Source organism: Reyranella sp. (genome assembly GCF_004296935.1).
Lineage (GTDB): Bacteria > Pseudomonadota > Alphaproteobacteria > Reyranellales > Reyranellaceae > Reyranella.
The window spans coordinates 30,318-53,871 of record NZ_SCVH01000013.1; the positions used below are offsets into that span (position 1 = coordinate 30,318).

25 protein-coding genes are annotated in these 23,554 nt (G+C 66.4%); 12 read left to right on the forward strand and 13 right to left on the reverse strand.

Features of this window, described 5'->3' with window-relative positions; translation table 11 throughout:
* Positions 1-28: 28 nt before the first annotated feature.
* The 3 genes from EPO55_RS01340 (at position 29) to EPO55_RS01350 (ending at position 2,936) form a co-directional block, all read left to right on the forward strand.
* On the forward strand, positions 29-1,000 hold the full coding sequence (locus tag EPO55_RS01340) for a tripartite tricarboxylate transporter substrate binding protein (protein WP_296334581.1): 972 nt from the start codon (positions 29-31) through the stop codon (positions 998-1,000).
* A gap of 127 nt (positions 1,001-1,127) precedes the next feature.
* Positions 1,128-2,120, forward strand: a complete 993-nt coding sequence (locus EPO55_RS01345; RefSeq protein WP_296334582.1) for a tripartite tricarboxylate transporter substrate binding protein — start codon at positions 1,128-1,130, stop codon at positions 2,118-2,120.
* A gap of 165 nt (positions 2,121-2,285) precedes the next feature.
* Positions 2,286-2,936, forward strand: a complete 651-nt coding sequence (locus EPO55_RS01350) for a hypothetical protein (RefSeq protein WP_296334583.1) — start codon at positions 2,286-2,288, stop codon at positions 2,934-2,936.
* Positions 2,937-2,999: 63 nt separating this feature from the next.
* On the opposite strand, the gene EPO55_RS01355 is transcribed toward EPO55_RS01350, so the two are convergent.
* Both EPO55_RS01355 and EPO55_RS01360 read right to left on the reverse strand, forming a co-directional pair.
* On the reverse strand, positions 3,000-3,419 hold the full coding sequence (locus EPO55_RS01355; RefSeq protein WP_296334584.1) for a DUF2852 domain-containing protein: 420 nt from the start codon (positions 3,417-3,419) through the stop codon (positions 3,000-3,002).
* Between the two features lie 96 nt (positions 3,420-3,515).
* Entirely contained in the window at positions 3,516-4,148 is a 633-nt protein-coding gene (locus EPO55_RS01360; RefSeq protein WP_296334585.1) for a TetR/AcrR family transcriptional regulator, read from the reverse strand.
* A gap of 101 nt (positions 4,149-4,249) precedes the next feature.
* Between EPO55_RS01360 and EPO55_RS01365 the strand changes: the two genes are divergently transcribed.
* The 3 genes from EPO55_RS01365 (at position 4,250) to EPO55_RS01375 (ending at position 6,955) form a co-directional block, all read left to right on the forward strand.
* Positions 4,250-4,684, forward strand: coding sequence for a GNAT family N-acetyltransferase (locus tag EPO55_RS01365; RefSeq protein WP_296334586.1), 435 nt, complete (start codon positions 4,250-4,252; stop codon positions 4,682-4,684).
* Positions 4,685-4,721: 37 nt separating this feature from the next.
* Complete coding sequence (locus EPO55_RS01370; protein ID WP_296334587.1) at positions 4,722-5,813, forward strand: LLM class flavin-dependent oxidoreductase; 1,092 nt, start codon at positions 4,722-4,724, stop codon at positions 5,811-5,813.
* Positions 5,814-5,953: 140 nt separating this feature from the next.
* A complete protein-coding gene (locus tag EPO55_RS01375) occupies positions 5,954-6,955 on the forward strand; it encodes a 2OG-Fe(II) oxygenase (RefSeq protein WP_296334588.1) in 1,002 nt (333 codons plus the stop codon).
* Between the two features lies 1 nt (position 6,956).
* Here the strand turns inward: EPO55_RS01375 and EPO55_RS01380 are convergent, their stop codons facing one another.
* A complete protein-coding gene (locus EPO55_RS01380) occupies positions 6,957-8,471 on the reverse strand; it encodes a UbiD family decarboxylase (RefSeq protein WP_296334589.1) in 1,515 nt (504 codons plus the stop codon).
* Between the two features lie 112 nt (positions 8,472-8,583).
* Positions 8,584-9,675, reverse strand: a complete 1,092-nt coding sequence (locus EPO55_RS01385) for an LLM class flavin-dependent oxidoreductase (RefSeq protein ID WP_296334590.1) — start codon at positions 9,673-9,675, stop codon at positions 8,584-8,586.
* 91 nt (positions 9,676-9,766) lie between these two features.
* Here EPO55_RS01385 and EPO55_RS01390 point away from each other — a divergent pair, with 91 nt between their 5' ends.
* Entirely contained in the window at positions 9,767-10,489 is a 723-nt protein-coding gene (locus EPO55_RS01390) for a hypothetical protein (RefSeq protein WP_296334591.1), read from the forward strand.
* Positions 10,490-10,898: 409 nt separating this feature from the next.
* Here the strand turns inward: EPO55_RS01390 and EPO55_RS01395 are convergent, their stop codons facing one another.
* From EPO55_RS01395 to ubiA, 5 genes are all read right to left on the reverse strand, one after another.
* Positions 10,899-11,354: a CreA family protein gene (locus EPO55_RS01395; RefSeq protein ID WP_296334592.1), complete on the reverse strand. Its 456-nt coding sequence runs from the start codon at positions 11,352-11,354 to the stop codon at positions 10,899-10,901.
* Position 11,355: 1 nt separating this feature from the next.
* Positions 11,356-12,276, reverse strand: coding sequence for a DMT family transporter (locus EPO55_RS01400; protein WP_296334593.1), 921 nt, complete (start codon positions 12,274-12,276; stop codon positions 11,356-11,358).
* Positions 12,277-12,303: 27 nt separating this feature from the next.
* Positions 12,304-13,050 carry a hypothetical protein gene (locus EPO55_RS01405; protein ID WP_296334594.1) on the reverse strand — a complete coding sequence of 249 codons (747 nt, stop codon included), beginning with the start codon at positions 13,048-13,050 and terminating at the stop codon, positions 12,304-12,306.
* A gap of 80 nt (positions 13,051-13,130) precedes the next feature.
* Complete coding sequence (locus EPO55_RS01410; protein ID WP_296334595.1) at positions 13,131-13,802, reverse strand: 50S ribosomal protein L11 methyltransferase; 672 nt, start codon at positions 13,800-13,802, stop codon at positions 13,131-13,133.
* Positions 13,802-14,731: a 4-hydroxybenzoate octaprenyltransferase gene (ubiA, locus tag EPO55_RS01415; RefSeq protein ID WP_296334596.1), complete on the reverse strand. Its 930-nt coding sequence runs from the start codon at positions 14,729-14,731 to the stop codon at positions 13,802-13,804. Before ubiA ends, EPO55_RS01410 begins: the two co-directional genes overlap by 1 nt.
* Positions 14,732-14,765: 34 nt before the next feature.
* On the opposite strand from ubiA, the gene EPO55_RS01420 reads away from it, so the two are divergent.
* From EPO55_RS01420 to EPO55_RS01440, 5 genes are all read left to right on the forward strand, one after another.
* On the forward strand, positions 14,766-15,554 hold the full coding sequence (locus tag EPO55_RS01420; protein ID WP_296334597.1) for a 16S rRNA (uracil(1498)-N(3))-methyltransferase: 789 nt from the start codon (positions 14,766-14,768) through the stop codon (positions 15,552-15,554).
* Positions 15,555-15,696: 142 nt separating this feature from the next.
* A complete protein-coding gene (locus tag EPO55_RS01425) occupies positions 15,697-17,061 on the forward strand; it encodes a glutamate--cysteine ligase (protein WP_296334598.1) in 1,365 nt (454 codons plus the stop codon).
* A 14-nt stretch (positions 17,062-17,075) separates the two neighbouring features.
* Positions 17,076-17,930, forward strand: coding sequence for a VOC family protein (locus EPO55_RS01430; protein ID WP_296334599.1), 855 nt, complete (start codon positions 17,076-17,078; stop codon positions 17,928-17,930).
* Positions 17,927-18,460 (forward strand): hypothetical protein, encoded by a 534-nt coding sequence (locus EPO55_RS01435; protein WP_296334600.1) that lies wholly within the window; start codon positions 17,927-17,929, stop codon positions 18,458-18,460. The genes EPO55_RS01430 and EPO55_RS01435 overlap by 4 nt, the downstream gene beginning before the upstream one ends.
* A 36-nt stretch (positions 18,461-18,496) precedes the next feature.
* The gene (locus EPO55_RS01440; RefSeq protein WP_296334601.1) at positions 18,497-18,916 is read left to right on the forward strand and encodes a cupin domain-containing protein; all 420 of its coding nucleotides are present in this window, start codon (positions 18,497-18,499) and stop codon (positions 18,914-18,916) included.
* A gap of 146 nt (positions 18,917-19,062) precedes the next feature.
* On the opposite strand, the gene tldD is transcribed toward EPO55_RS01440, so the two are convergent.
* The 4 genes from tldD to EPO55_RS01460 all read right to left on the reverse strand — a co-directional run.
* Positions 19,063-20,424 carry a metalloprotease TldD gene (tldD, locus tag EPO55_RS01445; RefSeq protein ID WP_296334606.1) on the reverse strand — a complete coding sequence of 454 codons (1,362 nt, stop codon included), beginning with the start codon at positions 20,422-20,424 and terminating at the stop codon, positions 19,063-19,065.
* Positions 20,425-20,523: 99 nt separating this feature from the next.
* Positions 20,524-21,495 carry a zinc-binding dehydrogenase gene (locus EPO55_RS01450; RefSeq protein ID WP_296334602.1) on the reverse strand — a complete coding sequence of 324 codons (972 nt, stop codon included), beginning with the start codon at positions 21,493-21,495 and terminating at the stop codon, positions 20,524-20,526.
* 43 nt (positions 21,496-21,538) lie between these two features.
* Positions 21,539-21,970, reverse strand: a complete 432-nt coding sequence (locus EPO55_RS01455) for a nuclear transport factor 2 family protein (protein WP_296334603.1) — start codon at positions 21,968-21,970, stop codon at positions 21,539-21,541.
* Between the two features lie 58 nt (positions 21,971-22,028).
* A partial coding sequence (locus EPO55_RS01460) for an AMP-binding protein (RefSeq protein WP_296334604.1) occupies positions 22,029-23,554 on the reverse strand: 1,526 nt, incomplete at its 5' end.

Sequence of the window (23,554 nt, forward strand, 5' to 3'; positions counted from 1 at the left end):
AATCAAAGTGCGCGCCGGGGAGGCGTCCATGATCTATCGGCGTAATCTTTTGGCCGTCGGCGCCGCCGCCATGCTGCCGGCGCCCGCCATCGCCCAAGCGCCGTGGCCCAACAAGCCGATCAAGATCATCGTCACCTATCCGCCGGGCGGGCTGACCGACGTCTTTGCCCGCGCCTATGGCGACTATGTCTCGCAGAAGACCGGCCAGCCGGTCGTGGTCGAGAACAAGGCGGGCGCCGCCGGCGCGATCGGCGCCGAGCTGGTGAAGCAGGCGCCGCCCGACGGCTACACGCTGATGTTCACCAACTCGACCACGATGATGCAGAACAAGGTGCTGTTCAGGAAACTGCCCTACGACCCCGACAAGGACTTCACCCTGGTCGCCTGGTTCAACACCGGCCACCTGCCGACGGCGGTCAACAAGGACGTGCCGGTGAATACCATCCCTGAGTTCGCCGCCTGGGCGAAGGAGCGCAAGGTGTCGGCCGCGACCTACGGCGCCGGCTCCTACGCCCATGTCGTGGCGGTGACGCTCAACAAGCACTACGGGCTCCAGATGGAGCCGGTCCATTATCGCGGCGAGTCGCTGATGTGGCAGGACATGGCCTCCGGCGCCGTCCAGATCGCCAGCGGCAGCTATGCGACCATGCTGCCGTTCGTGCAGTCCGGCGCCGTCAAGGTGATCGCCGTGCCGACCATGGAGCGCATGAAGAAGCTGCCCAACGTGCCCACCTACTACGAGCAGGGTCTGACCGAGAAGGCGTTCCAGGTGCGCGGCTGGGTCGGCTGCGCGGCACCCGTCGGCACGCCGGATGCGATCGTGCAGAAGCTTTCCGACCTGATGGTCGAGGGCGGCAAGACCGAGCGCATCCAGGGGATCATCAACACCTTCGGCATCGACGAGGCCGCCCGCGACCGTGTCTATTTCAAGAAGGTCATCGACGACGAAGGTCCGGTCTGGCTCGAGGTCATCAAGAGCCTGAACATCGAGCCGCAATAGCGACCGCCACAACTCCGCCTTGAAGCCGCCTTTACGGCTGCCGCAATCGCAGCCATGCTGCAGGCTGGCGCGACAAAGACGGCATAGACCGTCGCAGTAAACCCGTCGCGCCGCAGGGAGGAAGAGAATGACCGTTCGTCCGTCGCGGCGTGAAGTGCTGCGTTTTGGTTCCGTTGCCGTCGCCGCCGCGGCTCTGCCGGCTACCGCCATCGCCCAGGCCCCCTGGCCGAGCAAACCCATCCGCATCATCGTCGGCTATCCGGCCGGCGGCCTCACCGACACCTTCGCCCGCGCCTATGGCGACTTCATCTCGCAGAAGACCGGCCAGCCGGTCTCGGTCGAGAACAAGGCCGGCGCCAGCGGCGCCATCGCCGCCGAGCAGGTGAAGAACGCGGCACCGGACGGCTACACGCTGATGTGGACGATCTCGACCACGATGATCATGAACAAGGTGCTGTTCAAGAAGCTGCCCTACGATCCGGACAAGGACTTCGCCCTGATCTCGTGGATGGATGCCGGCCACCTGCCGTTCATCGTCAACAAGAACGTGCCGGCGAAGAACCTCGCGGAATTCGCCGCCTACGCCCGCAACAACAAGGTGAGTGTCGGCACCTATGGCGCCGGATCTTATAGCCACGTCGCCGTCGAGGCGCTGAACCGCCACTACGGGCTCAAGATGGAGGCCGTTCACTATCGCGGCGAGGCGCCGATGTGGACCGACGTGATGTCGGGCGCGATCCAGGCCGGCAGCGGCAGCTTTGCCGCGGCGTCCAGCGTGCTGCAGAGCGGCAACGGCCGCGCGATTGCCGTGCCGACCAAGGAGCGGATGAAGAAGCTGCCGGACGTCGGCACCTTCTACGAGCAGGGCGTCACCGACATCGCCTTCCAGGTCCAGGGCTTCATTTGCCTGGTCGGCCCGGCCGGCATGCCCAAGGAGATCGTGAAGAAACTCTCCGACATGATGATCGAGGCCGGCAAGAGCGAGCGCATCCAGAAGATCCTGGATACCTTCGGCATCGACCGGGCGGCCCAGGACCAGGCCTTCTTCGAGAAGTTCATGGCCGAGCAGGGCCCGGTCTGGATCGACCTGGTCAAGGGGCTGAACCTCGAGCCACAGTAAGTCCCGTATCGGACGGCCGGCGGGCAGGGGAACGCCCGGGCGGCCTCCGCGTTTGGTTCTTCAGGTATTTACTTTCGGTTGTTTGCACGGGATAAAAGAACGTGTAGAGCAACTGAAAGTTGTATGGCGCCAAGGCGCCTTCAGACCTGAAGAGGATCTCGCTTCATGGCTCTCGACGTCTATGTCGGGTCGCTCACGCGATACTATGGCGGTTCGGACAACCCGATCGCGGCCTTTGCAAAGAGTCCCGAGCGTCTTCATCCGGCTGTTCTCGCCTGGCGCTCGGCGTTGACCGAACGGCTGGGCGGCAATATTGCCGCGCCGCTCGACTGGGATGAAACAGCCGGGGCGCCGCATTTCATCGGCCGGCCGGGATGGGACGGATGGGCGGCGCTGGTGCTGTGGGCGGCCCATGCCGAGCATCCGCTGGTCGGTCGCCCCGACACCCTGCCCGACGAATGGGAGAACGACGCGGCGCTCGCGCACAGCAACGCCGAGGGCTTCCGCTCGCGCTATTCCCATCTCGTGCGCCATGTCGAGCTGTGGTTGCCCAGCCCGTTTCCCTTCACCTTCGACGGCCAGGATGTCGGCGGCCGCCGGGCGGTCATCGGCTCGGCGCCGACGCTTCTGCGCCAGCTTGCCGATCTCAATGGCGCAACCTGGAAGGCCGGCGACGGTATGGTGGCGGGATGGGGTCGCAAGCCGCCGCCCGACAAGGCGCCCCTGGAATTGCGTGCCCGCTACGGCTTCGCGGCGATGGTGCAAGCCGCACAAAAGGCGGTCGACCACCGCCTGCCGATGAAGCTCGACTACTGACAACAAACCGCCCGCAACGTGGGTACGTTGCGGGCGGTCTTTCCGCCGATCAGGGACGGGAGATCAGGCCGTGGGAGGCACGGCCGGCGGCGCGGGCGGACGGCCCTGGCGGTCGGCCATGAACTGGTCGAACTCGGCGCGGTCCTTGGCGGCCCGCAGCTTGTCGAGATAGTCCCGGAACTCGCGCTGATCCTCCTCGAGCTTGCGCAGCGTCTCCTCGCGGTATTCGTCGAAGGCGACGTTGCCGCTCGAGGCGTCGCGGCCCCAGCGATGACGGCGCTTCCAGTCGCGGAACTCGGCGCGGGCGGAGCTGCCGTCCGGCGTATTCCAGTGGCCATAGCGCTTCGAGCAAAACATGCGTCCACTCCATTTCAGATAAACCAGAAGGGCGATGCCGACCGGCCAGAACAGGATGAAGCTGAGCACCATCAGGGCGATCCATGCCGGCCTGCCGATGTCGTCTATTTTCGAGATCAGGCCCATGTGGAGCCCCCCTTTTGCTGCTGTTAACGATGTAAATGTTAACGACATTTACATTGGGTACTCCCGCCCCGGGAGTCAAGGGGGCCCCGGCGGTAATCAGGCCTTTTGTGGGAAGCCCAACCCCTGGAGATAGATGAGGACCTCCGATTCGAGCAGTTCCTCGGCCGTCATGGGCAGCGGCCGGCGGCCGGCGTCGCCGCGCCCGAACAGCGAGGCGATGCCGTGCGACATCGACCAGATGTGCAGGCTCATCATCAGGGCGGGCGGCCGCTTGCCGGCCGGCAGCAGGGTGACCAGCACGTCGGCCGCCGACCGCAGCACGCCGAAGGCGCGGTCGGAGGCGGCGCGCAGGTCGGGGCTGAGATCGGGCGGCAGGCCCGATTCGAACATGGCGGCGTAGTAGGCGGGCTCGGCGCGGGCGAAGGCGAGGTAGGCCTTGCCGACGTTGTTGAAGGCCGTCATCGCGTCGGGCTTGCCGCCGTTCCAGCCGGTGGCGAGCATCGCCTCGAAGCGCTGGAAGCCCTCGCGCGCCACGTCGGCCAGCAGCGCCTCGCGGTCGCGGAAGTGGCGATAGGGCGCGGCCGGGCTGACACCCGCCGAACGCGCGGCGTCGGCGAAGGTGAAGCCCGCCGGGCCCTTCTCCTTGATCAGGTCGCGCGCGGCCTGGATCAGCGCCTCGCGCAGATTGCCGTGATGGTAGGCGCGCTCGGCGCGCTTCTTCCAGCTCATGTTAAGAGAGTTTACATTAAAGCGCCCCGCAGCAATAGCGGGCAACAATAGAGAGCAGCTTGTGCGTTGCGTCGCGCCCGTCCATGTGGCCGGATGCGGGTATGGCTCTCATTTTTGAACTGCGCTCCTCAAACTCCTCCGACCTGGCTTTCTGCTGGCCGATTTATCGTGAGGCGACGCAACCGCTGACCGAGGCGCTGACGCAATGGAACGAGGCGGCCCAGCGGAAGCTCATCGAACAGGCCGTCGGGCACGCCGGGACGTCGATCCTGAAGGCCGAAAACGCCGATGCGGGCTGGTTGCAGGTCGAGGAAACGCGAAACGCCGTGCAGCTCCGCCATCTTTATCTGGCGGCGCCGATGCGCAATCGCGGCCTGGGCAGCGCCTTCCTCGTCTGGATGAAGGAGCGGGCCGACCGCAAGCGCAAGGATCTCGTCCTGGAAGTGATGACCAACAATCCGGCGCAGCGGCTCTACGAGCGCCTGGGCTTCAAGCCGCTGACGACCGCCGGCAACAAGGTCACCATGCGGTACTGACCGCGAGTCGGACGGACAAATCGGGCGGAGACTCACAATGGAACTGTGGACGACGACCGTCGCCTCGGCACGCGGCGCGCAACGCAGTGCGCAGGAAATCGAGGCGGCCGGGTGGGACGGCATGCTCGTCGTCGATTCGCAGAACCTCTCCGGCGATCCCTATGTCTCGCTCGCCCTGGCTGCGACCGTCACCACGCGCATCGGCCTCGGCACCGGCGTCACCAATTCGGTCACGCGCCATGCCGCGGCGACCGCGACGGCGATCGCCAGCGTCAACCGCATCTCCAACGGCCGCGCCGTGCTCGGCATCGGCCGCGGCGATTCGGCCCTCGCCCATCTCGGCCGCGCGCCGGCGCGCTTGGCGCAGTTCGAGCGCTACCTGCGGCAGCTCCAGCTTTACCTCGCCGGCGACTCCGTGAGCTTCGACGACATCGACATTCCGGCCGACGTCGCGCCGCCGTTGTCGGCTCTGCATCTCCACGACGCCCCACCGGCCAGCCGCATCGGCTGGATCGCCGATGGCCTGAAGACTGGTGCCAAAGGCAACACCAAGATCCCGGTCGAGGTCGCCGCCAGCGGTCCCAAGGTGATCGCCATGTCCGCCCTTCATGCCGAGCGGGTGATGTTCACCCTCGGCGCCGATACCGAGCGCCTGGCCTGGGGCATCGAACTGGCAAAGAAGACCCGCCGGGACGCCGGCCTCGATCCCGACGCCATCGCTTTTGGTGCCTATGTGAACCTGGGCTGCCACAGCAATGTCGCGGCAGCGCGCGGCCTGGTGCGCGGCGGCCTCACGACCTTCGCACGCTTCTCGGTGATGCACGGCAAGGCCAACGGTCCGGTCTCGACGGGAGATGCCGCCGTGCTGGAGAGACTGCGCAGCAACTACGACATGCGCAAACACACCCAGGGCGATTCGCGCCAGGCCGGCACGCTGACCGACGACTTCGTCGACCGCTTCGCCATCGTCGGCACGCCCGACCGCTGCATCGAGCGCCTGCGCTCGCTGGCTGCCCTCGGTCTCGACAAGGTGGCGATCAGCGGTGGCATGCGCGGTGCTTCGGCGGAAGATGCTGCGGTGAGCAAGCAGTTCGTCGCCGAGCAGGTGCTACCGGGGATGCACTCGTAGTCTTCCGAACCGCGCGCGGTCGGGAAAATCGCGAGCACTCCTTGTCAGGTTCATGAAAGCTGTCGCGCCTATAGGAGGAACAGGCGTGCAGGGCTTTGCAGCGTCGCAGCGAGGGATCGGCCAATGACGGCGAGACCACAGTGCCCGCGAGTGTGACCGTCGGCGATCCGATGCCGCGCATCACCCTGCCCCTGGCGTCCGGCAACCTGTTCGATTCCTGGGCCCCGGTCACCTGGGGGCTGGCCATGATCTATTGGCTGGGCGCGCCGCCCGAGGCGTTGGTCCTGGCGCAGCTGGCCGACAAGCTGGCGGCCTGCGAAACGCTCCTGTACCTGGTGACGGCGGCGCTACCGGAGGCCCTGGGCGGCTATCCCTCGTGGCTGCTCGATCGGGCGAACGAACTGGGCCGGGCCTTCGGCACAACCGGGCCTCTGGCGATCGCCGTCGATGCCGGCGGCCGGGTGGCGGGGGTGCTGCCGGCACCGACGTCCGCGGGTGTCGCGGCGCTGGCGGCGCGGCTTTACTCGGCGAGCACGCCGGCCATGGTGCAGGCCAAGGCACCGGTGCTGCTGCTCGACCGGGTGGTCGAGCCGCCGCTCTGCCGAACCCTGATCGAGCATTGGCGGCATCACGACAAGGTGGCCGACGTGGTGGGCTCGGCGGCCGGCAACGTCGTCAATGCCGACGTGAAGCGCCGTCAGGATGTCCAACTGGGCGATCCGAAGTTGTTCGTCGAGGTCCGCGACCGCGTGGTGCGTCGCGTGATGCCGGCGATCGCGCAGGCGTTCCACAGTCGCATCAGGGTGATCGAGACGCCGATCATCGGCTGCTACGACGCCGCTTCCGGCGGCTGCTTCCGCCGTCACCGCGACAACACCAGCAGTCGCAACGCACATCGGCAATTCGCGCTCAGCCTCAACCTCAATGCCGACGACGAATACGACGGCGGCGAGCTGCGGTTTCCCGAATTCGGCCGCGAACTCTACCGCCCGCCCGCCGGTGGCGCGCTGGTGTTCTCCTGCTCGCTGCTACATGAGGTCATGCCGGTAATCCGCGGACGCCGCTTCGGCGTCTTCACGTTTTTGTCGACGTCGGCTCCGTCGGTCAGCCGAACGGCTTTGCCACAAGGCAACCGGCGATAGATCAGCGCCAAATCTTCTTTCCGCTACCCGGCAGCCCCAGCTTGCTCCACATCGCGTCGACCTTGTCGACGACGGCCTGGTCCATCTTGATCTGCCGGCCCCATTCGCGATTTGTCTCGCCGGGGAACTTGTCTGTCGCGTCGAGGCCGATTTTTGAGCCGAGGCCCGAGACGGGACTCGCGAAGTCGAGATAGTCGATCGGCGTGTTCTCGATCACGGTGATGTCGCGCGCCGGATCCATGCGCGTGGAGAGCGCCCACATCACCTGCTTCCAGTCGCGGGCGTCGATGTCGGCGTCCACCACGATCACCCACTTGGTGTACATGAACTGCCGCAGATAGCTCCACACGCCCATCATCACGCGCTTGGCGTGGCCGGCGTAGGCCTTCTTCATCGAGACGACGGCGATGCGGTAGCTGCAGCCTTCGGGCGGCAGCCAGAAATCGACGATCTCGGGGAACTGCTGCTGGAAGAGGGGGATGAACACCTCGTTCAGCGCCTCGCCCAGCACCGAGGGTTCGTCGGGCGGCCGGCCGGTGAAGGTCGAGAGATAGATCGGCTTTTTGCGCATCGTGATCGCGCTGATCGTGAACACCGGGAACTGCTCGACGCTGTTGTAGTAGCCGGTGTGGTCGCCGTAGGGGCCCTCGTCGCCATAGTCGTCGAGGCTGACATGGCCTTCGAGCACGATCTCGGCTTCGGCCGGCACTTTCAGCGGCACCGTCTTGCAATCGACCAGCTCGACCTTCTTGCCCCTGAGGAGCCCGGCGAACTGATATTCCGACAGCGTGTCGGGCACCGGCGTCACGGCGGCCAGGATGGTGCCGGGGTCGGCGCCGATCACGGCCGCCACCGGCAGCGGCTCGCGCTTGCCCGCCCCCTTCCAGCGCTGGTGATGCTGCGCCCCGCCGCGATGTTTTAGCCAGCGCATCAGGGTCGTGTTCCTGCCCGTCACCTGCAGGCGATAGATGCCGAGGTTGTAGCTGTCCTGTTTATCGCCCCCTTTGGTATTTGGTGGATTCGGGCCTTGCGTGACGATCAGCGGCCAGGTGATCAGCGGCGCGGGCTCGCCGGGCCAGCAGGTCTGTATGGGCAATTTCCCGAGATCGATGTCGTCGCCGGTCAGCACCACTTCCTGGCAGGGCGCGCTGCCGACGGTCTTGGGCTTCATCGCCATGACGGTGCGGACAAGCGGCAGCATGTCGAGCGCCTCGCGCCAGCCGCCCGGTGGTTCGGGCTGGCGCAGGAAGGCGAGCGTCTCGCCGACGGCTCGGAGCTGGCCGGGCTCGCGGTCCATGCCCCAGGCCACGCGCTCGACCGTGCCGAAGAGATTGACCAGCACCGGGATGTCGGAACCCACGACGTTCTCGAACAGCACGGCGGGGCCCTTCTCGGCCAGCAGCCGGGTCTGGATCTCGGTCATTTCGAGGACGGGCGACACGGGCGCCTTCACGCGCACGAGGCGTCCGCTCTTTTCCAACAGGTCGATGAAGTCGCGCAGCGAAGCGAAAGGCATGCGGCTCTTTAGAGGAGGAAGCCCTCAGTTGTCATCCCGAGGCTGTAAGCCGAGGGATCCTTAAGGCCATGAGCAAAGATGCTTCGCTTCGCTCAGCATGACACCGCATGCCTCAGGCCGCCTGCGCCGCCTTGACCGGTCCCCACGACTTCAGCACCGGCAGCACTTCCTTGGCGAAGAGTCTCAGGCCGCGCTCGGAGACCTCGAAGGGCGTGCCGCCGAAGCGGAAGGCGACGTTCATCTCGAAGTCGCCGACGATCTTCCGCCGCGCCTCGATGCCGCGCAGGATCTTGTCGGGCGTGCCCCAGCTTGCCGCCTGCATGAAGCCGTCGACCGCGCCCTCGATGCCGCCCTTGCGCGCGATCTCGGCCTTCTGCTGGTAGGAGTCGTAGCCCTTCACCGTCTTGAAGTGCTCGCCCAGGAATTCATAGTGGTAGAAATTGCTCTCGACGAACTTGCCCTGGTAGCGGCGCGCCTCGTCCTCGATCGTGGCGCTGTCGGGACCGCAGACGCAGAATTCGGTCAGCATGACGGTGGGCGGTGCGGTGCCGTGATACTTGGCGTGCAGCTCGCGGCCCTTCTCGATCATCGGCGCCCGCATCTCCCACGGCCGGTCGGCGAACATCACGATATGGGCGCCGAGCTTGGCGGCTGAGTCGATCGAATCCTCGCTCGACGCCACGGCATAGATGCGCCCGTCGAAGGAGTTCTGCGGCCTGGGGCGGATTTCCACGCGCGGCTGCTTGTAGTACTTGCCGTCGCCTTCGATGAAGCCGGTCTTGAGGGCGTCGATGATCATCGGCGCCGCCTCGTCGAAGCGGCCGCGCGATTCGTCCATGCTGAGGCGGAAGGCGTTGAATTCGCGCCGGGCGAGGCCACGGCCCATGCCGAGGCGCAGCCTTCCCTTGCTCAGCATGTCGAGCACGGCGGCATTTTCGGCCACGCGCAGCGGATCGTGCCACGGCAGGATCACGGCCGCGGTGCCGACGTCGATGTTCGGGCAGAGCGCCGTCAGGTGGGTCATCAGCGCGAGGTTGTCGGGCACGAACGAGTAGTCGTTGAAATGGTGCTCGGCCGACCACAGGCAATCGAAGCCCGAGTCGGCGGCGATCCGCGCCAGGCGGATCTCCTCGTCCCACACACGCTGATCGGGGCAGTCGTCCCAGCCGTAGCTGGCGAACACCATCATCATGCCGACGTCCATGGGAGTTCCTCCTGGGTCGTTTCTCGTCTTGGAGAAATGCTTTCATGGGAAGGTGCTTCGCGTCACCCGCCATGGCATTCTGACGTTTGGCATGCGGAACACAGCCTTCCCGAAAGAATTCGAGGACCTGCTGAGCAGGGTCGGCCGCCGGGTGCTGGCAGGCACGCATCCGCTGTGTGGGGCGCTCGCCAACCCGCGCACCCGCTTCCTCGCTCAGGACGATCTTCTAGACCGGACCAAGGCCCAGCGCGTACGCCGGGTGCTGGAGGAAAACCTCGCCGACAAGCTCGAGACGATCGAGAAGCCGATCCCGCCCGACAGCATCTGGGGCATGCGGCACGACTACGGCGAGCGCCTGCCCAAGACGAGCCGCGCCCGCACCATCTACTTCGAAAGCCGGCGCGAGCCCGGCGTGAAGCCGGCCGAAAAGCTCGGGCTTGTCCGGATGATGCGGTCGCAAAGTTTCCGTGCCTTCGCCGAGGCCTTGGCCGGCCGCAAGCTGGCGTCGGGCTGGGGCCTGCAAGTGCTGCGCTACGGGCCGGGCGACTATGCCGGGCCGCACAACGACCACCATCCCGAGAACAAGGATGCCAAGGGCGGCTATATCGACCTGCATCTCAGCCTCGCCTCGCCGGCGGTGGCGCACCAGTGGCTGGTCTATAGCCGCGCCGGCCATTTCAGCGAGATCGTCTCAGTGGCCAGGCCGGCGGCGGTGACGGCCTACCGCCTGCCGTTCTGGCACTACACCACGCCGCTGGTCGGCAAGCCCAACGCCGCCCGCTGGGTGCTGCTGGGGACGTTCCTCTATCGGTAGGCTGGGAGCGCGCCACTCCAGTGGCGCTCATGAATCATGAGAAGAAGCGCCACTTCGGGTGGAGCAACCTCCGCCCTTGAGTGGCGCGCTTCCAGCCAAAGACAAAGATGCCAGCGTTGCTGGCACTACATAAAGTTGCAAGTTCAGCAGGTTTTTGCTAGTTTCTTTGGCATGATGGGAGACGCCCGCGGAGAGATCCGACGGGCTTTTTTGTGGTCCATTTTGCATCGAGTTCGGCGGTGATTTTCCAGACACTCATCCTGCGAAGCAGCCGGGCTCGGTGGCACAGTTTGTCAGGGGGCGATCGGGCAACCGGATCAAGGGCTTGATCCGGCTTTTTGGCACAGCTTCCGGGACACTGCGTGGCACAACGAGGTGTGCCAGGAAATGGTCCACTAGTTGAGTCCGGCTACTTGAGTCCGACGGGCACCACGCTGATGGAATTCTGCGGGCTGCCCTCGATCACGCGGTCGGTATAGGTGAGGTAGACCAGGGCGCGGCGCTTGGGGTCCCAGAACCGCACGACCTGGGTGGTCTTGAAGATCAGCGAGGCGCGTTCGCTGAAAACCTCGTGCGGGCTCTTGAGCTTGTCGAGCATCGACGGATCGATCGCCCCGGTCTGCTGGCAGGAGATCGAGGCCTGGGCCGGGTCCTCGGCAACGCCGAAGGCTCCCTTGATGCCGCCGGTGCGGGCGCGGGCGATGTAGCAGGTGACGCCTGCCACGTCGGGGTCGTCGAAGGCTTCGACTGCGATCTTGTCGTTGGGACCCAGCCATTTGAAACGGTAGCTGACCGAGCCGATCTCTTCCGCCATGGCGGGAAGCGCCAGCAGCAAGGCCAGCGAGGCGAGGACGGCACGAACCATGTCAGGCTCCTTTGACGGGCGGGCGCGTGGCCAGGAACAGGCCGGGCAGCACCAGCAGCGTTCCGATCAGATGGTACCATTGCGGCGCTTCGCCAAGGGCTGCCCAGGCCATCAGCCCGACGTAGAGCGGTCCGAGATACATCGACACGCTGGTGACCGAGGGGCCGAGCTCGCGGATGCAGAAGGCGAAGGCGCCGTAGGCGCCGACACCGGGCACGATGGCGAGCACGATCCAGACCGCCCAGGTGCGCCAGTCGGCGAAGGCGGGACCCTGCCAGAACGCCGCCTCGCCGATCGCGAAGGGCAGCAGCACCAGCGAGCCCGCGAGGGAAATGGCGCAAAGCCTGGTCAGGGGATCGAGCGCGCTTGGCCGGTGCTTCAGCAGCACACAGTAGATTCCCCAGCAGGCCGAAGCGGCGGCGATCCAGAGATCGCCTTCGGTGAAGTGCACGGAGAGGAGGTTGTCGAACCGGCCCTTGGCGAAGACCGAGGCGACACCGGCCAGGCAGAGCACGATGCCGGCGATGCGGGCCGCCGTCAGCCGCTCGCGGTAGAGCAGGCGGCCCAGCGCCACGACCAGGATCGGCGAGGCGGCATAGATCAGGCCGATGTTGAGGGCCGGAGTCGTGCGGCCGCCGATATAGACCCAGGCGCCGCAGATCCACATGCCGATCGCGCCCAGCATCAGCAGATCAGGCCATTCGCGGGCCAGCGCATGGCGGTGGCGGACGAGGCGCGGCCAGGCGAAGGGGAGCAGGAGCATGGCGACCAGGAGCCAGCGGCCGAGTGCCAGGGCGTTGGGCGGCACGAAGGTGGCATAGCGCGCCATCAGCATGTTCACGCCGAAGAAGGCCGGCGACAGGAACAGCAGGATCCAGGCGAGACGACGGCGGTTCAAAGGATGGCGATTGAGAGACGGCACGACGACCTATTGTCAGGCGGCGCGAGGTCAGCTCGGACGAAGGCCTTCCTTGGGTACCTCGCCGCCAGCTTCCTTCACCGCCTCACGATACTCCTTTTCGGAGGTGAAGGGCTTGGCCTTGGGGAAGTCCTTCTTTCGGCCGGGCCTGATCTCGCCACTCGAAGGGGCGACGATCAGCAGCTCGCCGTCGCGGCCGAGCAGCGGGATCTCGCGCTTCCAGCGCGAGTAGACGCGCCGCGCCGAGGCGGAGAAGTCGACATAGGTCGCGAACTCGCTCGCGTCCTTGACGAACAGCGCCTCGTAGGTGGCGACGAATTCGCTCACGAACTTGGCGTCGACGATCTCGAGGTTCGACATCATCCAGCAGCGGTCCTCGAACACCCAGTAGGTGCCGACACCGACGAACTGCCGCTCGCGCGTGATGTAGGGATAGAAGGGGAAGCCGCGGCAGGCGATGGTGCGGTTGTCGCGCTCGCAGTGCCGGGCGCCCTTGCAATGGATGGCCATGCAGTCCGACGTCAGCTCGGCCACGATCTGCTTGGTGGCGTAGTCGTAAGGCTTGAACTTGGACCACAGGTCGGTGCGGGTCTTGAGCAGGTCGAACTCGACCTTGTGGACAACGGGCACCGCATTCTGGGTCGAGCAGCAGACCGGCTCGCCATCGTTCAGCGGCGCACACTTGCGGCCGCAATCGAAGCGCGAGACCGGGGCGTTGAAACCCTCGTAGAGGCTCGCGAAGTCGGCGGGCTTGATGGTGGACTTCGGGGTTTTCACTTTTGGGTTTTCTGGGGCATGCGCGAGGGCGTTTAGCCCAATCCTATGTGAAAGAACAGTGAAGGAATTCTGACTGCTGCCTAGGGATGAGGCAGTACGCGCCACACCACGGTCTCGCGCATGCCCCGATTCTCGAGCTGGAGCGAAGTCGGGATGTCGTAGCGGGCGCGTTCCTCGAGGCCCTGGGCGCTGAAGTAGTTGCGGCCGGGGTCGCCCAGCAGCACCAGTCGGCCGAGCCTTGCATGGCTGCGCAGCCAGGCCAGCGCCCGCACCGACATCTCGCGCTCGTAACAGACGTCGCCCGCAATCACCACGTCGGCATCAGGGAGGCCGTCAGGCCCGGCCAGCCAGTCTTCCGCACTGACATTGAAGGCAACGCCGTTGGCCTCGCCGTTGAGGCGCGCCGCCACCAGCGACAGCGCATCGATGTCGTTGGCGATCACCGAGGCGGCGCCGGCGCGGGCCGCGGCCATCGACGAGACGCCGGAGCCCGCGGCGAAGTCGATGACGCGCTTGCCGCGCGCCATCTCCGGATTGTCGAGCAGGTAGCGCGCGATCGCCTGGCCGCCTGGCCAGCAGAAGGCCCAGTAGGGCGGATCGACGTTCTGCTCCTCCAGCCACGCTTCGGTGGCCTGCCAGATCGGCACATATTCGGTGGCGAGCCAGAGCTTGAACTCCGGCACCATGGCCGGCGCCTCGAGGGCGGTGTTGTTGCGGATGAAGCCCTCGGGATCGACCGGCAGGCGCGCCATCAGCGCAAGGTCAGGTGGCCGGCGGCAATCGCCGCCAGCAGCAGCCAACCGATCAGGGCATTGGCCTTGAACTTGAAATGGCAGTTGGCCGGGTCGTTCTGGCGCAGGAAGGCGATCTGCCAGGCGAAGTGCAGGGCAACGGCAGCCAGGATCGCGAAATAGAGCGGACCCAGCGCGGCGAGATGACCGGCCAGGGCCCAGGCGGCGAGCGCCAGCACCGCGAACAGCGCGAGCCAGCGCCGGGGCGCAGCGGCAAAGCGCCGGGCCGTCGAGCGGACGCCGATGACGGCATCGTCGCGCTGGTCCTGCATGGCGTAGATCGTATCGTAGACCATCGTCCAGGCGACGCCGCCGGCGTAGAGCGCCACCGCGGCCCACGAGAGTTCGCCGGTGACGGCGGCGAAGCCCACCAGCGCTCCCCAGTTGAAGGCGAGGCCGAGCACGACCTGCGGCCACGAGGTGAGGCGCTTCATGGTGGGGTAGATCGCGACCAGGATCAGCGAGGCCAGAGCCACGCCGCCCGCGAACTTGTTCAGCTTGAAGAGGATGGCGACACCCACCAGCGACTGCAGCGCCGTCCAGATCAGCGCATTGCGCAGCTTCACCTCGCCCGCCGGCAGTGGCCTGGTGCGCGTGCGCTCGACCTGGGCGTCGATCTTGCGGTCGACGATGTCGTTCCAGGTGCAGCCCGCGCCGCGCATGGCCAGCGCCCCCAGTGCAAACAGCGCCATCCAGCCGGCCAGGCGGCCCCATTCCGGCGCCAGCCCCAGGGTGAGCGACCACCAGCAGGGAAACAGCAGCAGCCAGGTGCCGATCGGCCGGTCCCAGCGCGACAGCCGGCCATAGGGCCGGGCCCAGGGCGGCAGGTAGCGCAGCGACCAGTGCTGGCGGTCGATGTCGGTAAAGCCGGTTGTTCCGTCGGCGGTCATGGCGGCATCATGCAGCCATGAAGGCGGGAACTCCATGAGCGTATCGCGTCTCTTCGTCGAAGCCGATCTGGCGGCCGGGATCGAGGCGCCGCTCGGCGAGGCGCAGGTCCACTATCTGCGCCATGTCATGCGGCGCCCGGACGGCGCGCCGCTGCTGCTGTTCAACGGCCGCGACGGCGAATGGCGGGCGACGCTGGCCGGCCGTGGCAAGAAGTCGGCGGTGGCCGAGGTCGGCGACTGCACGCGCGTGCAGGCGGCCGAGCCCGACGTCTGGCTCTGTTTCGCGCCGGTCAAACGTGCGCGCATCGACTATATCGCCGAGAAGGCGACGGAACTCGGCGCGTCCGTCCTGCAGCCGGTGCTCACGCGCCACACCGCCGTCGAGCGGGTGAACATCGAGCGCCTGCGCGCCAATGCGATCGAAGCAGCGGAGCAGACCGAACGCTTGAGCGTGCCCGAGGTGCGTGAGCCGGTCGATCTCGCGCGGCTGCTCGGCGGATGGCCGGAGGGAAGGCGCCTGCTGATGTGCGACGAGACCGGCGGTGGTCCACCGATCGCCGAGGCGCTGGGCGGCCTCGATGCTGCGGCCCGCGCGGCGCCGTGGGCGGTCGTGGTCGGCCCCGAAGGTGGCTTCGCCCAGGAGGAACTCGGCGCCCTTCGTCGCATAAAGGATGTCATGGCAGTCGGGCTTGGTCCGCGCATTCTAAGGGCCGATACAGCGGCCCTGGCGGCGCTTGCCTGCTGGCAGGCGCTGGTCGGCGACTGGCGCCAGCCGACACCCCGTCTGCACGCTGATTATCGCACATCCAGGGTTACCGTCTGACCGCTTGCGCTTGCCCCCGTCGGCATGGGAGACGGGAACCTGAACGCCATGAACCAGCCGCGTGCTCGCGTGAGAGTTTCTCATGCGGCCGCGCCACTCCCGGCCCCAGAAGGCCGCGGGTGACCAGGGAGTCGACAACGCAATGTCCGCACCACCGTCGGGCGGCGGCGCGCCGATCGAGAATCGGCGGCAGCTGATCGAGTACTTCATTGCCGGCAACAAGCCACGGGCCGCCTGGCGCATGGGCACCGAGCACGAGAAGTTCGGCTATCACAAGGCGACACTGACGCCGCTCGCCTATGAGGGGCCGGACGGCATCCGCGCCTTGCTGGAAGGCCTGACACGTTTCGGCTGGGAGCCGGTCGTCGAAGGCAACAACCCGATCGCGCTGCTGCGCGGCAAGGCCAGCATCACGCTTGAGCCGGGTGGCCAGTTCGAGCTGTCGGGCGCGCCGCTCGAGACGCTGCACGAGACGGCAGCCGAGAATTCGCAACACCTGCGCGAGGTCGGCGAGGTTGCCGGCGAAATCGGTGCCGGCTTCATCGGGCTCGGCTTCGCGCCGCAATGGAAGCGCGAGGACGTCCACTGGATGCCCAAGGGGCGCTACAAGATCATGCGCGAGTATATGCCCAAGAAGGGCAAGCTCGGCCTCGACATGATGCTGCGCACCTGCACCGTGCAGACCAACCTCGACTTCGAGTCGGAAGCCGATATGGTGAAGAAGTTCCGCGTGTCGCTGGCGCTGCAGCCGGTGGCGACGGCGCTGTTCGCCAATTCGCCCTTCGTCGAGGGCAAGGCGGTGGGCTTCAAGAGCTACCGCAGCCACATCTGGACCGACACCGACCCCGACCGCTGCGGCGTGCTGCCGTTCGTGTTCGAGCCGGGCTTCGGCTTCGAACGCTATGTCGACTATATGCTCGATGTGCCGATGTACTTCGTCTATCGCGACGGCAAGTACATCGATGCCTCCGGGCAGAGTTTCCGCGACTTCCTGAAGGGCAAGTTGCCGGCCCGGCCGGGCGAGCTGCCGACCCTCAACGACTGGGGCGATCACGTCACCACGGCGTTCCCCGAGGTCCGGCTAAAACGCTACCTCGAGATGCGCGGCGCCGATTCGGGGCCGTGGGCGGCGCTGAACGCCTTGCCTGCCCTGTGGGTCGGCCTGCTCTACGACCAGGGCGCGCTCGACGCCGCCTGGGATCTGGTCAAGGACTGGACGGCCGCGGATCACGATTTCCTGCGCGCCGAAACGCCCAAGACCGGCCTGGCCACGATGTTCCGCGGCCGGCCGCTGAACGTGTTGGCGGGCGAAGTCGTGGCGATCGCCCATGCCGGGCTGACGGCCCGCCGATGTCTGGATGAGCGCGGCAACGACGAGACCATCCATCTCTTTCCGCTCGACCGTGCCGTCGACAGCGGGCTGGCGCCGGCCGACGAATTGCTGGCGAAATGGCAGGGCGAGTGGCAGGGCTCCTTCGCGCCGCTGTTCCGCGAGTATTCCTACTGAGGTAGTGTCGGCCCATGCTCGACCGTTGCGACCGCGTGCAGATTGTCGTCCACGACGCCGCCAAGGCGGCGCAGCGCTACAGCCTGCTGCTCGGCTGCCAGGTTGCGCGCCGTGATCACAGCCGCCATCTCATGGCCAAGCGTACCATCCTGGCGGTGGGTGAGAGCGAGTTCGAGCTCTGCGAGCCCGACGGCGCGGGCCTCACCCAGGATTTCCTCGCCAGGCGCGGCGAGGGGCTGATGACGGCAGGATACTGCACCGCCGATCTCGACAGCATGGCCAGGCGCTGGGAAGGGCTCGGCATCGCCTATGACCGCGACGCCGAGCAGCTCTATCTCAGCGCCGAGGCCACCTTCGGGCTGCCGATCGTGATTTCCGAAAGCACTTATCGGCCGCGCGTCGGGCCGGTGTCGTTCCTCTACGAGACGACCAACACGCTGATCAGCGACTGGCGGCGCGTCGCGGCGGTCTATGCCGGCCTGTTCGGCCTCGACCCGGCGCGGTTCAGCGAGATCGGCAGCGAGCGCTTCGGCTACATCGGCACGCTGACTTTGTTCGATCCGCCCAACCGGCTCGATCGCATCGAATTGAGCCAGGTCACCGACAACGTGCATGCCATGGGCCGCTACGCCCACAAGCACGGCGACTCGCTCTACATGTGCTACGTCGAGGTCCATGACTGGCCGGCCGTGCGCCAGCGCCTGCTCGACGCCAACGCCCGTTACACGCCGCGTGGCGCCGATCCCGTCACCGAGCCCGATGGCGGCTGGGTGCACCCGAAGGAACTGCACGGACTGCTGCTCGGCATCTCGCGCACCGGTGTCGCCTGGGACTGGTCGGGCCGCAAAGACCTCGTGCCCCCAGCATGAAGCGTCGTTTCCTCGTTTTCTCTCTCCTGACGGTGCCCTTGATGGCGAGTGCTCAGCCTGCCGATTGGCAGACCGTCGTCGGCAGCGATCTCAGGTTCCGGCTGGAAATGCCGGCGCCGGCCGCCAAGACGACGGCGGCCGAGAAGGAGAAGGGCCACGCCGGCGAGCGCGTGGCCTGGCAGTCCAAGCGCGACGACGAGCTGTTCGATTTCGACTATGTCGACTACGACGCGGGCTGGTTCTCTAGCCGTGACACCAAGGAGGTGGCCCGAGACCTCGGCCGCGGCGAGGCGGAAAAGGCCTTTCCCCGGGCCCGCTTCAAGTACGTGCTCGACGAGCCGGTCGCGCTGCAGGGCTGGGACGGCTATGCGCTCGACATCGAGGACACCAACGGTTCCCGCGTGATGATGCGCACCTACATCGTGAAGGACCGGCTCTACCGCTTGCTGGTCACGACCAAGGGCGACATGAAGTCGATGAGCGCGGCGACTCGTTTTCTGGAGTCGCTACGGCTGGCGGAGACGCGTTAGAATTGGACTTCCCACGCAAGAGAGGGAGGAGCCATCATGCGCCCAAGAATCATGCGAGCCGCGTCCCGCCCGACCGCCAAGGCGGAAGTGGCGAATTTCGTCGGCGACGTGCTGTCCGATCCCGTCTACGCCCCCGAGGGGCCCTCAAGGTTGCGCGCCTCGCGTGTGACGTTCATGCCGGGCGGGCGCACGAACTGGCACCAGCATGCCGTCGGCCAGATCCTCTATGTCCTGTCGGGTGTGGGCCGCTACCAGCTCGAGGGTGAGCCGGTACAGGAGATCGCGGCGGGTGACACGGTGGTCATTCCGCCGAACGCCCGGCATTGGCACGGCTCGGCGCCCGGCACGATGATGTGCCATCTCGCCATGTCGGAGACCGACGACCAGGGCCGGGCCACCAGCTGGTTCGAGCCGGTGAGCGAAGCCGACTATACGAAGGCGCCGGCCAAGGCCTAGAGCACGTCCCGATTAGACGGAGTCATTGCTGGGAGCGCGCCACTCCAGTGGCGCTTCTTCTCATGAACATGAGCGCCACTGGAGTGGCGCGCTCCCAGCGAAGAAGGCTGGGCTCATCCGACCGGAATACGCCCTAGGTCGTCCGATCAGGTCGCGGTGCCGCCGACGGTGAGCGCGTCGATCCGCAAGGTTGGCTGGCCGACACCGACCGGCACGCCCTGGCCGTCCTTGCCGCAGGTCCCGATACCGGGATCGAGCGACATGTCGTTGCCGACCATGCCGACTTTGGTCAGCGCTTCCGAGCCGGCGCCGATCAGCGTGGCGCCCTTGACCGGCCGGCCGAGCTTGCCGTTCTCGATCATGTAGGCCTCGGTGCAGCTGAACACGAATTTGCCCGAGACGATATCGACCTGGCCGCCGCCGAAGTTGGCGGCATAGAGGCCCTTCTTCACCGAGGCGATGATCTCCTTCGGGTCTGCGGTCCCGCCCAGCATGAAGGTGTTGGTCATGCGCGGCATCGGCGCATGGGCGTGGCTCTGGCGGCGGCCGTTGCCGGTCGGCTTCACGCCCATCAGGCGGGCGTTCTGGCGGTCCTGCATCAGCCCGACCAGGCGGCCGTTCTCGATCAGCACGTTGCGCTGGGTGGGCGTGCCCTCGTCGTCGATGGTGAGCGAGCCGCGGCGGTCGTTGAGCGTGCCGTCGTCGACCACGGTGACGCCGGGCGAGGCGATCTTGTCGCCCATCATATGGCTGAATACCGAGGTCTTCTTGCGGTGGAAGTCGCCTTCCAGCCCGTGGCCGACGGCTTCGTGCCACAGCACGCCCGACCAGCCGGCGCCCAGCACGACCGGCATCTCGCCGGCCGGCGTATCGACCGACTCGAGATTGACCAGCGCCTGGCGGATCGCCTCGTCGGCCTCGCGCTTCCAATATTCCGGCTTGAAGATGTCGCCGTAGGCGGCGCGGCGGCCGCTGCCGGTGCTGCCCGCCTCCATGCGCGTGCCGTCGCCGCAGACGACGCTGACGTTCAGCCGCACCAGCGGGCGCACGTCGGCGGCGCGCCAGCCGCCGGCACGGATGATCTCGACCACCTGCCACGAGCCCGCCAGCGAGATCGAGACCTGGCGCGCCTTGGGCTCCTTGCCGCGTACGTAGGCATCGATCTCTTCCAGCAGGGCCACCTTCCGGGCGAAGGCCTCGCCGTCGATCGGATTGTCGTCGGCATAGAGCAGGCGGTTGGTGCCGCGCGGCGATTCATCGGCCTTGACCGAACGGCCGCCGCGGACCGCCTTGACCGTCGCGGCGGCGCGCTTCAGCGCCTGCTCGTCGAGCGCCGAGGCGTGCGCAAAGCCCGTCGAGTCGCCCGCCACGGCGCGCAGGCCGAAGCCCTGGGTGGTGTCGAAGCTGGCGCTCTTCAGCTTGCCGTCGTCGAACGACAGGCTCTCGCTCTGCACATATTCCAGGAACAGCTCGCCGTCGTCGGTGCCTGCCAGCGCCTCGTCGACCATTTTCGAGGTCTTGCGCTGGTCGAGCGCCCCCTTGCCGAAGAACAGGCCGTCGGCGGTGGCGAGATGGTTGATGGATTTGCTCATGATGGAAGCCTTTCGTCAGACGACGAGGACGATCTTGCCAAAATGGGCATTGGCCTTCATGTGCGCAAGCGCCTCGGCCGCCTGGGCGAGCGGGAAGGTCTTGTCGATCGGCAGGCTGAGCTTGCCCGCCTCGATCGCCGGCCACAGGTCGGCGCGGGCGGCCTTCACGATGTCGCGCACCTCCTCGGGGCTGCGGGTGCGGAAGGTGACGCCGATATAGTCGATGCGCTTCAGCGCATGCAGGTCGTAGTTGAACTCGCCCTTCATGCCGCCCAGCCGCCCGACATTGACGATGCGGCCGAGGATGGCGGCGGCCTCCATGTTCTGGTTGGCGACGCTGGCCGAGACCTGGTCGACGATCAGGTCGACGCCCTTGCCGCCGGTCGCCTCCTTGACCTTGTCCGGCCATTTCGGATCGCGCGTGTCGAGCGCCAGGTCGCAGCCGAACTCTTTCAGCCGCGCGCGGCGGCCATCGTTGGTCGAGGTGCCCATGACGATCGATGCGCCGAGGAATTTTGCGATCTGCATGCCGAGCAGGCCGACACCCGAGCTTGCGCCCTGGATCAGGACCGACTCGCCCTTCTTGAGGCGGCCGGCGCCGACCAGGGCGTTGTGCATGGTCTGCACGGCGACCGGCATGCAGGCCGCCTGCTCGTAGCTCATGTTGTTGGCGGGAATCTTGTGGGCGCGGCCCCAATCCGCGACGGCATACTCGGCAAAGCCGCCGGCGGCGGAACTCATGACCCGGTCGCCGGGCTTGAAGTCCTTCACCTCGGCGCCGACCGCCTCGACTTCGCCGGCGCATTCCAGGCCGACGATGGTGCCCGGGCCACCGACCCGGCCGTGCGCTTGACCCGAGGCGACCGCGAGGTCGGCGCGGTTGAGCGAGGCCGCCTTCACCTTGATCAGGATTTCATTGGGCTTGGGTGAGGGCTTGGGCGCATCTTTGTACTGAACGCCGCTCTCGGTAACGACTGCTGCCTTCATGGCGGTTCTCCCTAAAACAGGGGGAACCATTAGCATGCCCCCGCTAGGGCTGGAGCTTTCCCCTGACGTATTTCTTCACGATCGTTTCGTCGGGCGGGTAGTTGGCGGGCGCCACCGGCGTGATCTGCGCCTGGACGCACTTCCACGCACCGTCCTGGCGCACATAGGTGTCAGTGTACATCGTCATGCCGATGCTCTCGACCCCGTCCTTCACCCGGATGCTCTTGTTGGTCGAGCGCAGCAGTGCCGTCGCGCCGAACACATGGATCAGCTCGTCGCGATAGTCGAAGTAGGGGATGCGCCCGGGGTCGAAGCCGGTCGCCCAGTCCTTCAGGTACTCCGCCCGGCCGACGCGGGCGCCCGTCGGCGTGATGCAGATGAAATCCTTGTGCAGGATGGCGTCGTGCGAGGCCACGTCGTTGGTGATGAAATTATGGATGAACCTGGCGTTGAGCGCGCGCAGTTCTGCGGTCATGGCTAGCCTCCGTCGAATGACTAACCATATAAGAGGTTATTCAGAAAGAGTCCAGATGTCAGATCTTGGCCGTCCGGCCCTCCCAGTAGCGGTCGCGCAGCAGGCGCTTGTAGAGCTTGCCGGTGGGATGGCGCGGCAGTTCGGCCTCGAAATCGACGCTGCGCGGACATTTGATCGCCGAGAGATGCTGCCTGCAGTAGGCGATCAGCTCCTCGCCTAGGGCGGGGCCCGCGTCGGCCATGCTGCGGGGCTGCACCACCGCCTTCACTTCCTCGCCGAAATCGTCGTTGGGCACGCCGAACACGGCGCAGTCCATCACCTTGGGATGGTTGATCAGCAGGTTCTCGCATTCCTGCGGGTAGATGTTGACCCCGCCGGCGATGATCATGAAGGCCTTGCGGTCGGTCAGGTGCAGGAAGCCGTCGGCATCGACGTAGCCGACGTCGCCCAAGGTGGTCCAACCCTTGGGATGGCGCGATTCGGCGGTCTTCTTGGGGTCGTTGTGATACTCGAACGGCCGGCCCTCGGCGAAGTAGACCGTGCCGGGTTCGCCCGTCGGCAGCTCGTTGCCCTCGTCGTCGCAGATTTTCAGCTTGCCGACGATGGCGCGGCCGACCGTGCCCTTGTGTGCCATCCATTCCTGGGCGTTGCACATGGTGAGGCCGTTGCCCTCGGTGCCGCCGTAATATTCCCAGATGATCGGACCCCACCACTTGATCATCGCTTCCTTGGTCGGGATCGGGCAGGGCGCGGCGGCGTGGATGACGCATCTGAGCGAGGACATGTCGTATTTCGTGCGGACCTCCTCGGGCAGCTTCAGGAAGCGCACGAACATGGTCGGCACGACCTGGGTGTGGGTGGCCTTGTACTTGGGCACGAGCTTCAGGAATTCCTCGGCGTCGAAGTGCTCCATGATCACCGACGTGCCGCCCAGCCGCATGACGCTCATGTTGAAGCGCAAAGGAGCCGCATGATAGAGCGGCGCCGGCGAGAGGTAGATCGTGTCCTGGTCGATGCCGTAGAGCTTGCGGCTGATGGCGAGCAGCGGGTTGTCGTAGTCGATCGGCTGCGGCTCGACGACCGGCATGACGCCCTTGGGCCGGCCCGTCGTGCCCGACGAATAGAGCATGTCGTGGCCCGCGGTCTGGTCGGCGATCGGCGTCGCCGGGAACCTGGCGACCGTGTCCTCCCACGACTGATAGCCGGCAATGGTGCCATCGATCATGAATCGGCTGGTCACGCCCTTCATCAGCGGCGCCAGCTCGGCGGCTCTCTCGGCAAGGTATTTCGAGGTGACGAACAGCTTGGCGCCGCAGTCGGTCACGATGTAGTCGACTTCGGCGGCCGTCAGCCGCGAGCTGATCGCGGTATAGACCAGGCCGGAGCGCTGGGCGCCCCAGCAGATCTCGAAGAAGCGGGCGTTGTTCTCGAGGAAGAGGGCGATGTGGTCGCCGGCCCTGAGCCCCAGCGAGCGGAACAGTTGCGCGATGCGATTGGATTGTTCGTCGAGCTGCCGATAGGTCACCGTCTCGCCGCTGCCGGCCATGACATAGGCCGGTTTGCCCGGATTCCTCTGGGCGTGGA